13 protein-coding genes are annotated in these 12,970 nt (G+C 65.2%); 1 reads left to right on the top strand and 12 read right to left on the bottom strand.

Translation table 11 applies throughout. The features are described from left to right. Positions 1 to 95: 95 nt before the first annotated feature. The 8 genes from XH83_RS19920 to XH83_RS19955 all read right to left on the bottom strand — a co-directional run bounded on the left by XH83_RS19920 (position 96) and on the right by XH83_RS19955 (position 8,830). A complete protein-coding gene (locus tag XH83_RS19920) occupies positions 96 to 1,352 on the bottom strand; it encodes a TCR/Tet family MFS transporter (RefSeq protein WP_194402493.1) in 1,257 nt (418 codons plus the stop codon). Then, positions 1,349 to 2,734, bottom strand: coding sequence for a ribosome biogenesis GTPase Der (der, locus tag XH83_RS19925; RefSeq protein ID WP_194402494.1), 1,386 nt, complete (start codon positions 2,732 to 2,734; stop codon positions 1,349 to 1,351). Before der ends, XH83_RS19920 begins: the two co-directional genes overlap by 4 nt. Before the next feature lie 48 nt (positions 2,735 to 2,782). Beyond that, positions 2,783 to 3,334, bottom strand: a complete 552-nt coding sequence (locus XH83_RS19930; RefSeq protein WP_194402495.1) for a hypothetical protein — start codon at positions 3,332 to 3,334, stop codon at positions 2,783 to 2,785. A 44-nt stretch (positions 3,335 to 3,378) separates the two neighbouring features. Then, complete coding sequence (locus XH83_RS19935; RefSeq protein WP_194402496.1) at positions 3,379 to 4,038, bottom strand: tetratricopeptide repeat protein; 660 nt, start codon at positions 4,036 to 4,038, stop codon at positions 3,379 to 3,381. A 165-nt stretch (positions 4,039 to 4,203) separates the two neighbouring features. Next, a complete protein-coding gene (locus XH83_RS19940; RefSeq protein WP_194402497.1) occupies positions 4,204 to 5,796 on the bottom strand; it encodes a class I adenylate-forming enzyme family protein in 1,593 nt (530 codons plus the stop codon). 75 nt (positions 5,797 to 5,871) lie between these two features. After that, positions 5,872 to 6,456, bottom strand: a complete 585-nt coding sequence (locus XH83_RS19945) for an NnrU family protein (protein ID WP_194402498.1) — start codon at positions 6,454 to 6,456, stop codon at positions 5,872 to 5,874. A 72-nt stretch (positions 6,457 to 6,528) separates the two neighbouring features. Beyond that, positions 6,529 to 7,110 (bottom strand): hypothetical protein, encoded by a 582-nt coding sequence (locus tag XH83_RS19950; protein ID WP_194402499.1) that lies wholly within the window; start codon positions 7,108 to 7,110, stop codon positions 6,529 to 6,531. Between the two features lie 97 nt (positions 7,111 to 7,207). After that, the gene (locus tag XH83_RS19955) at positions 7,208 to 8,830 is read right to left on the bottom strand and encodes a peptide chain release factor 3 (RefSeq protein WP_194402500.1); all 1,623 of its coding nucleotides are present in this window, start codon (positions 8,828 to 8,830) and stop codon (positions 7,208 to 7,210) included. A gap of 171 nt (positions 8,831 to 9,001) precedes the next feature. Here XH83_RS19955 and sugE point away from each other — a divergent pair, with 171 nt between their 5' ends. Beyond that, entirely contained in the window at positions 9,002 to 9,316 is a 315-nt protein-coding gene (gene sugE, locus XH83_RS19960) for a quaternary ammonium compound efflux SMR transporter SugE (RefSeq protein WP_194402501.1), read from the top strand. Here the strand turns inward: sugE and XH83_RS19965 are convergent. From XH83_RS19965 to XH83_RS19980, 4 genes are all read right to left on the bottom strand, one after another. Next, a complete protein-coding gene (locus tag XH83_RS19965) occupies positions 9,309 to 10,316 on the bottom strand; it encodes an inorganic phosphate transporter (RefSeq protein ID WP_194402502.1) in 1,008 nt (335 codons plus the stop codon). The two genes, sugE and XH83_RS19965, sit on opposite strands and share 8 nt — an antisense overlap. Positions 10,317 to 10,328: 12 nt before the next feature. After that, a complete protein-coding gene (locus XH83_RS19970) occupies positions 10,329 to 10,973 on the bottom strand; it encodes a DUF47 domain-containing protein (RefSeq protein WP_128917587.1) in 645 nt (214 codons plus the stop codon). Positions 10,974 to 11,129: 156 nt separating this feature from the next. Next, the gene (locus XH83_RS19975; RefSeq protein WP_194402503.1) at positions 11,130 to 12,098 is read right to left on the bottom strand and encodes a branched-chain amino acid ABC transporter permease; all 969 of its coding nucleotides are present in this window, start codon (positions 12,096 to 12,098) and stop codon (positions 11,130 to 11,132) included. Position 12,099: 1 nt separating this feature from the next. After that, on the bottom strand, positions 12,100 to 12,963 hold the full coding sequence (locus XH83_RS19980) for a branched-chain amino acid ABC transporter permease (RefSeq protein WP_194402504.1): 864 nt from the start codon (positions 12,961 to 12,963) through the stop codon (positions 12,100 to 12,102). Positions 12,964 to 12,970: the final 7 nt, after the last annotated feature.

The following is a 12,970-nucleotide window of genomic DNA, read 5'->3' on the forward strand; positions in this document are numbered from 1 at the left end:
TAGGGCGGGTTAGCCACAGGCGTAACCCGCCTCTTCTCTCATCTGGAAGACGGCGGATTGCGCTTCGCTAATCCGCCCTACTTCTAGTGCCCACCCTACGAGACCGTCCTCGGTCCACCCAGCGTCCGCACCGCAATCGCGACGCACACCACCATCAGCGCCGCCGCCAGCAGGAACGGCGCGCCGGGCAGATGCAGCGGCGCGTTGGCGCCGATGAAATAGGAAAAGGTCAGCGTGAACAGGAACGGGCCGACGAGCTGCGAGACGCTCTGCACGCTCGCGGTCGCGCCCTGCAGCTGACCCTGCTGCTCGGGCGCCACCAGCCGTGTCATCAACGCTTGCGACGCCGCACCCGAAATGCCCCACAACGCCAGAATGGGAATTCCGATCCAGGACAGCGGCCCGGTCGGCGCCGCGCCCAGGACCACGAAGCCGAGCGCGCCACAGCACAGGCCGAGCAGCAACGCGTTCCGCTCGCCCAGCACACGCACGATGGGACCGATCGCGAGCCCCTGCACCACCATGGCGCAGATGCCGACCATCGCCAGCGTCAATCCCACGGTCTTGGAATCCCAGCCGTAGCGATAGGTGGCATAGAGCACGAAAGTCGAGGGCAGCACGACATGCGCGACCTGCGCGATGAAATTGACGACGGACAATCCGGCCAGCGCCGCGTTTGAGCGCAGCAAGTGGAGCGCTCCGAGCGGACTGGCGGTTCGCCAGCGAAACGGTGCGCGCTTGTCGGGCGCCAGCGATTCCGGCAGGACGAACAGCCCGTAGAGCGCATTGGCGAGGCTCAATCCCGCCGAGGCCCAGAACGGCAGGCGCGGATCGATGTCGCCGAGCAGGCCGCCCAGCGCCGGACCGAGCACGAAGCCGGCGCCGAAGGCTGCGCCGATCCGGCCGAAGACCGCCGCACGCCGCTCCGGCGGCGTGATGTCCGCGATATAGGCAAAGGCCGTCGAGATGCTGGCCGACGTAATGCCGGAGACGACGCGGCCGACGAACAGCCAGGCCAGCGACGGCGCCAGCGCCATCAGCACGTAGTCGGCGGCAAGCCCGAAATTCGACAGCAGCACCACCGGCCGCCGCCCGAAACGATCCGACAGTGCCCCTAACAGCGGCGAGAACACGAATTGCATCAGGGCCCAGGCGGTGCCGAACAGGCCGAAGATGCGAGCCGCGTGCGCGGTGTCGTTGTCGACGAAGCTCTCGATCAGCTTCGGCAGGATCGGCATGATGACGCCGAGCGCGAGCATGTCGAGCAGGATGGTGACGAAGATGAAGGCAACCGCGCCGCCCCTCGCTGGCACAGCGCCCGGCGCCGTCACCTCTCCGGCGCCATCGCTCACGACGGCCGCTTGCGCTTGTGCGCGAAGGGATTGGCCTTCTCGCGCAGGGTGATGCGCACAGGCGTACCCGGCAGATCGAAGGTCTCGCGCATGGAGTTGGTGAGGTAGCGCAAATAGGACTGCGGCACCGCGTCCGCACGCGAGCAGAACAGCACGAAGCTCGGCGGGCGCGCCTTGTTCTGCGTGATGTAGTTCAGCTTCAGCCTGCGGCCGGACACCGCCGGCGGCGGATTGGCCTGGACCGCCTGCTCGAACCAGCGATTGAGCGCCGAGGTCGGCACGCGCCTGTTCCAGACCGCATAGGCGTCCTGGACCGCCTGCATCAGGCGGTCGATGCCCTCGCCCATCAGGCCCGACACCGCGACGATCGGCACGCCCTTGACCTGCGGCAGCCAGTGATCGGCATCACGGCGCAAACCCGAGATCGCGCCGCCGCCCTTGGTCTCCATCAGGTCCCATTTGTTGACGGCGAGCACGATGGCGCGGCCCTCGCGCTCGATCAGATCGGCGATGCGCAGATCCTGCTCCTCGAAGCGGTTCTGCGTGTCCATCATCAGCACGACGACTTCGGCAAAGCGCACCGCACGCAGCGCGTCGGCGACCGAGAGCTTCTCCAGCTTCTCCTCGATGCGCGAGCGACGGCGGAGACCCGCGGTGTCGAACACACGAAAATCACGGCCCTTCCAGTTGATCTCGACCGCGATGGAATCGCGCGTGGTGCCGGCCTCCGGGCTCGTCAGCAGGCGCTCCTCGCCGAGCAGATGGTTGATCAGCGTCGACTTGCCGGCATTGGGCCGGCCGACGATGGCGACGCGGATCGGGCGGGTCGCGGCCTCCTCCTCCGTGAGCGGCACGCCGTCGTCCTCGTCCTCGTCCTCATCGACGGGCTCCGGCATCAGCTTGGCGAGCTCATCATAGAGCTCGCCCATGCCCTCGCCGTGCTCGGCCGAGATCTGGATGGGATCGCCAAGCCCGAGCGCGAAGGCCTCCATCGCGCCGGCATCACCGTGCTTGCCCTCGCTCTTGTTGGCGACCAACAGCACCGGCTTGTTGGCCTTGCGGGCGAAATCGGCGAAAGCGCGATCGGTGGGCGTGAGGCCGATGCGGGCATCGATCACGAAGAACAGCGCGTCGGCCTGCGCGATCGCGGCTTCGGTCTGCTCCTGCATCCGCGCGGTCAGCGAGCCCTTGGCGCCCTCGTCGAGGCCGGCGGTGTCGATGATGGTGAATTCGAGATCGCCGAGCCTGGCCTCGCCCTCGCGGCGGTCGCGGGTGACACCCGGCAAATCATCGACGAGCGCGAGCTTCTGCCCGACCAGACGGTTGAACAGCGTCGATTTGCCGACATTGGGCCGGCCGATAATGGCGATCGTGAAGGACATCGGTCATTCGTGCGCTGCCGGGGCTGCGCGTGTCAATGAAATGAATGATCAGCGCGAGAAGCTGCCGCTCGGCAGCGGCGCCGGGAAAGCTCCCTGCGATTGCTGCTGCGTGGTCTGGGTCGGTTGCGCCTGCTGGACCGGCTGATCCGGCGGCGGTGCGGTGGTGCGCTTGCGGACGATCTTGTGCTTGGGCGGCGGGGCGGCCGTGGGCGGCGCGGCCTCCGGCTGGGCCTCGCCGTCAACCTCGCCGGCAGGCGCCTCAGCCGGCGCCACCGCTGCGGCGGCCGGCTGCCTCGTCTTCTTAGCCTTGGCGCCCTTCGCCGGCTTGGCCGGCTCGGGCGGCGGCTCCGCGGGCAAGGCCGCGACGGCGGGCGCGTTCGGATCGGGCTGCTGCTGAGCGCCCTTGTACAGCTCCTTCGGCACGCCCTGTTCGAGGCCCGGCACGCCTTCCGGGAAGACCGGCTTGCGGTCGCCCGGCAGCTTCTTCTTGGTGTCGAGGAAGTCGAGCATGTCGCTTGGATCGAAGCTGGAGCAGCCGCCCAGGACGCCCGTGAAGGCGATCAGGACGGCGGCTGCGATCAAGCGTGGCATACGGCGCATCGTGTGTCTCGTTTACGTCAGAGGGCCCGTCAGTGAGCTCTTGGTCAGCTTTTGGCGACGGGCGGCAGCAGGGCCTGGAGCGCCTCGGCGCGCGAGCGCAGCCCGGGCGGCGTCTCGCCGTCCTCAGCGATCGCCTCGAGCCATTTGCGGGCCGCGGTCATGTCGTTGTTGCGCCAGGCCGACAACGCCAGCATCTCGCGAGCACTATGGCGGAAGGTCGCTGTCGATTTGGGCGCAGCGGAGGACTCCAGGCGCTGCTGCATGTCGGCATAGCTGGCGCTATCGAGCACGAGGCCGGCGGCGCGGATCTTCGCCAGATCCTGCCACTCACCGCCCACGCTGCGGTCGGCAGCAAGGTCGTCATACATCTTCGCGGCGGCCTTGGGGTCGCGCGCGGCAGCCTCGGCCGCGGCGCGCAGCCGCGCCAGGGTGCGATAGCCCGACGGCGCCTTGGCGGCGAGCTCTGTGAAGGCCTTCTCCGCGTCGGCGTGCTTGTCCTGCTCCGACAGCTCGACGGCCTTCTCGAAGGCAGCGCCGGCCTCGGCGGCCTTCTTGGTCTCCAGATATTGGTAACCACGCCAGCCGGCGACGCCCGCGACGATCAGCACCATCAGGGCGATGAAGTAGATCGAATATTTATCCCACAGCTTCTTGAGCTGTTCGCGACGTACTTCCTCGTCGACTTCGTCAAATAATTCAGACACTTATGCTAATCCCATGCCCGTCCGGGTGCGCGCGCCGAAGCGTCCGCGTCAGGAATCCCGTCCCCCACGTGGCGGCGAGGTACCCTAACGATATGGCGCTGGCAAGGCAAAGCGAGCCCGATCAAGGCGTTAACCACCCGGGAGAGCCCGGATGGCCTGCCCGACTCAGGCTCCCAGGAGCTCGCGCAACTGCCGTTTCAGCACCTTGCCGTTGGCATTGCGTGGCAAGGGATCGGCTGTGATCGCCAGGGTCTCGGGAACCTTGTAGTCAGACAGCCGCTCGGCGCACCAGGTCCGCAGGACCTCATGGGTGACCGGCTCTCGCGTCACCACCACGGCGTGGACGCGCTCGCCCAGCACCGGGCACGCCTTGGCGATGATCGCACTCTCGACCACGGCGGGATGGCCGGCCAGCACGGATTCGACCTCGGCCGAATAGATCTTCAGGCCGCCGCGGTTGATCATGTCCTTCTGCCGGTCGAACACGCGGACAAATTCCTCCGCATCGACCGAGCCGAGATCGCCCGAGTGCCAAAATCCGCTCGTGAAGCTTTCGGCGGTGGCCTTCGGGTTGTTCCAATAGCCCTTGATGACAGAGGCGCTCTGGATCCAGAGCTCACCGATCTCGCCGCGGGGCAGCTCGCGCCCATCCGAGCCCATCGCCACGATGCGCGCGCCCGGGCAAGGCAGGCCGACGCTGTCGATATGGCTCTCGGTCAGCTCGCCCGGCATGATCGTCGAAGGTGACGTCGTCTCGGTCGCGCCGTAGCAATTCATCAGCTTGAGGCCCGGAATTTTCGCCTTGAGCTTCTCGATGGTCGCGACCGGCATCGGCGCCCCGCCAAAGCCGCCGATGCGCCAGCTCGACAGATCGTAAGCATCGAAATCGGGCTGGAGCAGGCAGAGATTATACATCGCCGGCACCATCACCGTGTAGGTGACGCGCTCGCGGGCAGCGAGCTTGAGGTAATCGGCGGCCTTGAATTCGGGCATGATGATCAGCGCGCCGCCACAGCGGATCATGGTCGTGATGTTGGCGACGATTCCGGTGACATGGCCGAGCGGCACCGCCGCGATAGAGCGATCCGCCTCCGTCAATTGCAGGCAGGACACGAACACCATCGAGGAATGCACGATGTTGCAATGGGCCAGCATCGCGCCCTTCGGCTTGCCCGTGGTGCCCGAGGTGTAGAGGATCATCGCGGTGTCCTCTTCGCTCACCTCGACCGGCGCCGAGGCCGGCGCGCTGTCGGCGAGCGCCGCGAAGCGCGATCGGGCCGGATCGTCTTCCATGGCGATGCGATGGATCAGATCAGGCACATCCTGCGCCTCGGGCAGCCGCTCGGCGAGCGAGCCCTCGTGGATCAGGATCTTGGCGCCGCAATCGGCGAGCACATAGGCGATCTCCGGCTTCTGCTGACGCGTGCTGAGCAGCACCGTCACCAGCCCCTCATGCGCGGCGGCAAACAGCAGCAGCGGAAATTCGATACGGTTGCCGAGCAGGATCGCGACACGGTCGCCGCGCTGCAGGCCGAGCTTGCGCAAGCCCGCGGCGATCCGGGTCGCCTGCTCCACCGCCTGCCGCCAGCTCAGCCGGACATTGCCTGCGATCAGTGCCTCGCCATCCGGATAACGAGCGCAGGCGTCCGCGATCATCGCCCACAGGTCTGCCGGCCGGTCGCAAAAGGAAGGCACCACCCGATCGCCAAACCGCGTCTCGAGCCGCATCGGCGGGATCTGAGATTGCGACCAGTCCATCGAACGCCCTCGGCTTGTTGCTTTGTCACCTTCCGCGCACGGCTGCGCGGAAGGGTCTTGCGCTGATCCGCTGTGTCAGACCCCCACGACCGGCACGCCGATCACGACCGGATGGAACGCGAACGCCAGCGCCAGATAGGCGACGACGCCGACCGCGACGGCGATCAGATCGTTGGTGACACCGCCGACCGGAATCGGCGGCCCGCCGGTATCGGTGCGACGCTTCAGCGAGATGCGGTCATAGACCGCCCAGCCCAGGAACGAGCCGAACAGAATGATGGAGCCGAGATCGCCGTTGGCCAACAGATGCGCCGCGGCCCACAGCTTGACGCCGGCCAGCATCGGGTGCTTTAGCGCGGCATAGATGCGACCGCGCAAGTACGAGGCGACCACCATAATGACCGCGGGCAGCATCAAGGCGACCGTGATGTGCTTCATCGCCTTCGGCGGATACCAGACGTCGATCCAGCCGGAGCTGCGGTAATGGGCAAAACCCCAGATGATCAGCGCGAGCCCCGCGAGCGAGACGACGGTGTAGAGGATCTTGTAGGTCCCCTCGCCCAGCCTGGCGATCGCCTGCGCGCGCGCCTCACGTTTCGTGGTGAAAACATGGGTGGCGAAGAACAGCACCAGCCCCAGGATCATGACCAGCAGACCCACGACATCCTCCCCTTTAGCCAACGCCCCAGCGTCTGAGGTATCATCGATTGGATGCGGGTCGCAACTGATGCGCTACTTGCCGAGCTCGCGATTGTCGACATAACGGATCGCGATCGGCCGGCCGGCCAGCGCGCCGCCGAGACCGCCCGTGAGTTTCAGCGGCAGGCAGGCATTCAGCGATGAATTGATCGCGTTGAGATAGGTGGTTCGCGTCTCTGCTGGCACGCCCGCAGTCGCATATGTGAGGCGCGGCGGGCCGATCAGGCCGCCCGCCTTGTTGAAGCTGAAACGCACCGCCATCTGCATGCCCGCGCGCGCATTGTCCGTCGGCGGCGGCGACCAGCAGCTGCGCAGCTCGGCAAAGAGGTCGCCGATCGTGTCGAGATCGTGATCGGGCTTCTGATATTTGGCGCGATCGGCCTCCGATGGAACGCTCTGGATGGTGAGCTGGAGGTTCTGGCCATAGGGGTAGTCGATCTCGGGAATGCAGGGGCCGGGCTCGAGCGGGCTGCAATAGGACGGCGTGCAGGGCCTGTTGTCGAGCACGCTGCACGGCTCATGCGCGAACGGGATCGGATTGATCTGTCGGGGCCGCGCGTCGGCGGCGGCGGTCGAGACCGACAGCGGGAGAAGAACGAGAATGCCGCGCCACATGGTGTGAACTCGCAAGGCCACGAGCAAAAATGGCATTGTCCATGAACGCGTCATGCCGGCGCGCAATCACAGACTCGCGCGCAAAAGTCCGCCCGCCCTACCCCTTCTTCTTCACGTCCTTGACGTTGGTGAACTCGATGCCCTCGGCGCGCTCCTTGGTGTAGCCGAGATAGAACTCGTTCCGGGCGAGGTACACGGGATCGCCGTCGACGTCGTCGGCGATGCTGGAGGTGTTGGCGGCGATGAAGGTGTCGAGCTTCTTGCGGTCGTCCGAGGAGACCCAGCGCGCCAGCTGGAACTCGCTGACCTCGAACTCGACCGGCAAGGAATATTCAGCTTCCAGCCGCGCCTTCAGCACGTCGAGCTGCAGCGCGCCGACGACGCCGACCAGCGCCGGCGCACCGTCGCGCGGCCGGAACACCTGCACCACGCCCTCTTCCGACATCTGCTGCAGCGCTTCCTTCAGCTTCTTCGCCTTCATCGCGTCGGTGAGCCGCACGCGGCGGACGATTTCCGGCGCGAAGCTCGGCACGCCCACAAAATTGAAATCCTCGCCCTCGGTCAGCGTGTCGCCGATGCGTAGCGTGCCGTGATTGGGAATGCCGACGACGTCGCCGGCGAAGGCTTCATCCGCGACCGAGCGGTCCTGCGCGAAGAAGAATTGCGGGCTCGACAGTGGCATGCTCTTGCCGGTGCGCACCAGCTTCGCCTTCATGCCGCGGCTGAGCTTGCCCGAGCAGAGGCGCGCAAACGCGATGCGGTCGCGGTGGTTTGGATCCATGTTGGCCTGGATCTTGAACACAAAGGCGCTCATGCGGGGATCGGTGGCCTCGACCTTGCGCTGATCGCTGTCCTGCGCGCGCGGCTCGGGCGCGAACTTGCCGAGGCCTTCCAGGAGATCGCCGACGCCGAAATTGCGCAGCGCGCTGCCGAAATAGACCGGCGTCAGATGGCCCTCGCGGAACGCTTCCAGCTCGAACGGCTTCGAGGCCTCGGTGACGAGCTCGAGCTCGTCCTTCACGGCGGAGACGTCGAGATTGGCGTTGAGCTTGGCGAGTTCCTCGATCTCGATCTGCTGCGCCGCGCCGGTCTTGGCGCCGCCGCCTTCAAGCAGGCGCACGCCGCCATTGACGACGTCGTAGGTGCCGAGGAAGTCACGGCCGCGTCCGACCGGCCAGGTCATCGGCGTGGTGTCGAGCGCCAGGGTCTTCTCGATCTCGTCGAGCAGCTCGAAGACGTCGCGGCTCTCGCGGTCCATCTTGTTGATGAAGGTGATGATCGGGATGTCGCGCAGGCGACACACCTCGAATAGTTTCCGGGTGCGCGCCTCGATGCCCTTGGCGGCGTCGATCACCATCACGGCGGAATCGACCGCGGTCAACGTGCGATAGGTGTCTTCCGAAAAGTCCTCGTGGCCCGGCGTGTCCAGCAGGTTGAAGACGAGGCCCTCGAACTCGAAGGTCATGACCGAGGTCACGACGGAGATGCCGCGCTCGCGCTCGATCTTCATCCAGTCCGAGCGCGTATTGCGCCGCTCGCCCTTGGCCTTGACCTGGCCTGCGAGGTTGATCGCGCCTCCGAACAGCAGCAGCTTCTCGGTCAGCGTGGTCTTGCCGGCGTCAGGATGGGAGATGATCGCAAAGGTCCGCCGCCGCGCCACTTCAGCGGCAAGCGGTGAACGGGCCGGCGATTCGGCGGAGGTGATGGCGATGTCGGACATGGCGGCAGCGTTTGACAGGGAAAATGGGCCTGATCAAGCCTCAATTGGCGATTGCGGAGCCCTTCGGCCAGCCCCATATCGGCTTGACGATCAATCCTGGGGAAGGACGACCTTCCCGCTCATCAACACATCAGCCCGCGGGGACGACCCTGCCTTGAACGGAGGGTCGTCATGGCCTGGAGCATCCTGTTCGTCGCCGGACTTCTCGAGATTACCTGGGCGATCGGCCTGAAATACACGGAAGGCTTCAGCAAGCTAGTTCCGTCCGTCGTCACGCTCGCGGCCATGGCCGGCAGCGTCATCCTGCTCGGCCTCGCCCTCAAATCGCTGCCCGTCGGAACCGCCTATGCGGTATGGACCGGGATCGGTGCGGTCGGCACCGCGACCCTCGGCATCATCCTGTTCGGCGAGCCGGCCACGGCCCTGCGTCTTGCCAGCATCGGCCTGATCGTCGCCGGGATCGTCGGGCTGAAGCTCGTTACTTGACGAAGATCTTGACCGCCCACCAGGTCAGCGCCGCGACGATGGCAGACGCCGGCATCGTGATGACCCAGGCATAGACGATCGAGCTGGCGACGTTCCAGCGCACCGCCGAGAGGCGGCGGGCGGCGCCGACGCCGACGATCGCGCCGGTGATGGTGTGGGTGGTCGAGACGGGAACCCCGAGGAAGGTCGCCATGAACAGGGTCGCGGCCCCCCCCGTCTCGGCGCAAAAGCCCTGCATCGGCGTCAGTTTGGTAATGCGCAGGCCCATTGTGCGGACGATGCGCCAGCCGCCCATCAAGGTGCCCATCGCCATCGCCGCCTGGCACGACAGCACCACCCAGAAGGGAACAAAGAATTCGCCGCCGAGATGGCCCTGCGAATAGAGCAGCACGGCGATGATGCCCATGGTCTTCTGCGCGTCGTTGCCGCCATGGCCGAGCGAATAGAGCGAGGCCGAGGCGAATTGCAGGATGCGGAAGGCGCGATCGACTGCGAATGGCGTCGAGCGCACCGACGCCCAGGACACGATTGCAACCAGCACCATCGCAAGCACGAAGCCGACGAGCGGAGACAGCACGATCGCAATGACCGTCTTGGACAATCCGCTCCAGACCGCCGCGGAGATCCCGGCTTTGGCCACGCCCGCACCGAATAACCCGCCGATCAGCGCATGCGACGACGAGGATGGGATGCCGAGCGCCCAGGTCACGAGGTTCCAGACGATGGCGCCGACCAGTGCCGCGAAGATCACCTGGGCGTCGACGATCGCGGGATCGATGATGCCCGTGCCGATGGTCTGGGCGACGTGCAGCCCGAACACCATGAAGGCGACGAAATTGAAGAACGCGGCCCAGAACACCGCGAATTGCGGCCGCAACACGCGGGTCGAGACGATGGTCGCGATCGAATTGGCGGCATCGTGCAGGCCGTTCAGGAAGTCGAACAGCAGCGCGACGGCGATCAAGCCGACCAGGATGGGAAGACCCAACGCGGCGTCCACAGCAATCCTGCCTTACACTTGCTCGATGACGATGCTGTTGATCTCGTTCGCAACGTCGTCGAAACGGTCGGCCACCTTCTCCAAATGATCATAGATCTCGACGCCGACGATGAAGTCCATCGCATTGCCGTCGCGATGCTTGAGAAACAGCTCCTTCAGCCCGATGTCGTGGAGATCGTCGACACGGCCTTCCAGCTTGCCCAGCTCTTCCGTGATCGCGGTCAGCATCGCCACGTTCGGGCCGATCGATTGCATCAGCGGCAGCGCACGGCCGACCAGATTGGCGCATTCGATCAGAAGTCCGCCGATCTCACGCATCGGCGGCTCGAAGCTGCGGACCTCGAACAGCATCACGGCCTTGGCGGTCTGCTGCATCTGGTCGATGGCGTCGTCCAGCGAGGTAATGAGGTTCTTGATGTCACCCCGGTCGAACGGGGTGATGAAGGTGCGGCGCACCGCCGTCAGCACCTCGCGGGTGATGTTGTCGGCGTCGTTCTCGAACTGGTTGACGCGCTGGCAGTAGACCGGCGTTTCCTCGCCCCCGTTGAGCATGCCCTGAAGCGCGATCGAACCCTGGATCACCGTCTGGGCATGTCGGTCGAACAGGTCGAAGAACCGTTCTTCCTTGGGCAGGAAAGCGCGAAACCATCGCATCATGGGGATAGGCTACCGGTTGGAAATGGCCCGGCCCGAGGGGGCCGTCATGAAACTGTCATAGACCATTTTCGATCCGCGCGCGTGTCATCTCACGCCCGCGGAGCCGGATCATCCACCGCTTTCACGCGACAAGTAAATTGACTTTAAATCAATGACTTAGAGCGATCGCCGGAAGTAATGCGCGATTTCACCGATCACGCCGCGGCGGAAGGTAAGCACGCAGATCACGAAGATCGAGCCCTGGATCACCGTCACCCATTGGCCGAAACCCGCCAGATATTGCTGCATGGCAATGATCACGAAGGCGCCGACCACGGGGCCGAAGATTGTGCCGAGGCCGCCGACCAGCGTCATCAGCACGACCTCACCGGACATCGTCCAATGGACGTCGGTGAGCGAGGCGTTCTGCGCCACGAATACCTTCAGCGCACCGGCAAAACCGGCCAGCGTGCCTGACAGCACGAAGGCCAGGAACTTGTACTGGTCGGTCCGGTAGCCGAGCGAGATCGCCCGCGGCTCGTTCTCGCGGATCGCCTTCAGGACCTCGCCGAACGGCGAGTTGATGATGCGGAAGATCAGGAGGAAGCCGGCGAGGAACCCGACCAGCACGACGTAATACAGCACCGTCGGCTTGGACAGATCGAAGATGCCGAACATGCGCCCCTGCGGGATGCCCTGGATGCCGTCCTCGCCGTGGGTGAAGGGGGCCTGGAGGTAGATGAAGTACAAGAGCTGCGACAGCGCCAGCGTGATCATCGAGAAGTAGATGCCCTGGCGGCGGATCGAGATGAAGCCCGTGATGAGCGAGAGCACGAAAGCCGCGGCGATGCCGACGAGGATGCCGAGCTCGGGCGGCAGCGCCCACACCTTCAGCGCATGCGCGCTGCAATAGCCGGCGGTCCCCATGAACATCGCGTGGCCGAACGACAGCAGGCCGCCGTAGCCGATCAAGAGGTTGAAGGCGCAGGCGAGCAACGCAAAGCACAGCGCCTGCATCACGAAGAACGGGTAGACGCCCGTGAATGGCACCGATGCCAGCAGCAGCGCCATCACCACGAAAACAATCATCTCGTCGCGCATCGCGCGCGGGGTTGCCTGCAGCGTGTCGTCCGTCAGGGTTGTCATATCAGGCCGCCCTTCCCGTCAATCCCGTTGGCTTCACCAGGAGCACCAGCACCATCAGCACGAACACGACGGTGTTGGAGGCCTCAGGGTAGAAATATTTGGTCAGCCCCTCGATCACCCCGAGCGCGAAGCCGGTGATGATGGAGCCCATGATCGATCCCATGCCGCCGATCACCACCACCGCGAACACGACGATGATGAGGTCGGCGCCCATCAGCGGCCGCACCTGGTTGATCGGCGCCGAAAGAACGCCGGCCAGCGCGGCGAGACCGACGCCGAGGCCGTAAGTGAGCGTGATCATGCGCGGCACGTTGACGCCGAAGGCGCGGACCAGCGTCGGATTCTCGGTGGCGGCGCGCAAATAGGCGCCGAGCCGCGTCTTCTCGATCAAGAACCAGGTCGCGATGCAGACCACCAGCGAGAACACGACCACCCAGCCGCGATAGATCGGCAGGAACATGAAGCCGAGATTCATGCCGCCCTTGAGCTGATCCGGAATGGCGTAAGGCAGGCCCGACGATCCAAAGTAGTTCTGGAACACGCCCTGCACGATCAGCGCGATGCCGAAGGTCAGCAGCAGGCCGTAGAGATGGTCGAGCCCGGTAAGCCATTGCAGCATGGTCCGTTCCAGGATCATGCCGAAGATGCCGACGATGATGGGGGCCAGCAACAGCGCCCACCAATAGTTGATGCCGCCGAGGTTGAGCAGGAAATAGGCGACGAAGGCGCCCATCATGTAGAGCGCGCCATGGGCGAAATTGATGATGTTGAGCATGCCGAAGATCACGGCAAGCCCGAGACTGAGCAGCGCGTAGAACGAGCCGTTGATCAGTCCCACCAGTAGCTGAGCGTATAGAGCCTGCATCGATCCC

The sequence above is a fragment of the Bradyrhizobium sp. CCBAU 53351 genome, from assembly GCF_015291745.1.
Classification (GTDB): domain Bacteria; phylum Pseudomonadota; class Alphaproteobacteria; order Rhizobiales; family Xanthobacteraceae; genus Bradyrhizobium.

Bases quoted from the DNA above. Each gene is read 5' to 3' on its own strand.
- der (WP_194402494.1), bottom strand. From the start codon at position 2,734: ATGTCCTTCACGATCGCCATTATCGGCCGGCCCAATGTCGGCAAATCG.
- XH83_RS19930 (WP_194402495.1), bottom strand. From the start codon at position 3,334: ATGCGCCGTATGCCACGCTTGATCGCAGCCGCCGTCCTGATCGCCTTC.
- XH83_RS19940 (WP_194402497.1), bottom strand. From the start codon at position 5,796: ATGGACTGGTCGCAATCTCAGATCCCGCCGATGCGGCTCGAGACGCGG.
- XH83_RS19950 (WP_194402499.1), bottom strand. From the start codon at position 7,110: ATGTGGCGCGGCATTCTCGTTCTTCTCCCGCTGTCGGTCTCGACCGCC.
- XH83_RS19955 (WP_194402500.1), bottom strand. From the start codon at position 8,830: ATGTCCGACATCGCCATCACCTCCGCCGAATCGCCGGCCCGTTCACCG.
- sugE (WP_194402501.1), top strand. From the start codon at position 9,002: ATGGCCTGGAGCATCCTGTTCGTCGCCGGACTTCTCGAGATTACCTGG.
- XH83_RS19970 (WP_128917587.1), bottom strand. From the start codon at position 10,973: ATGATGCGATGGTTTCGCGCTTTCCTGCCCAAGGAAGAACGGTTCTTC.
- XH83_RS19975 (WP_194402503.1), bottom strand. From the start codon at position 12,098: ATGACAACCCTGACGGACGACACGCTGCAGGCAACCCCGCGCGCGATG.
- XH83_RS19980 (WP_194402504.1), bottom strand. From the start codon at position 12,963: ATGCAGGCTCTATACGCTCAGCTACTGGTGGGACTGATCAACGGCTCG.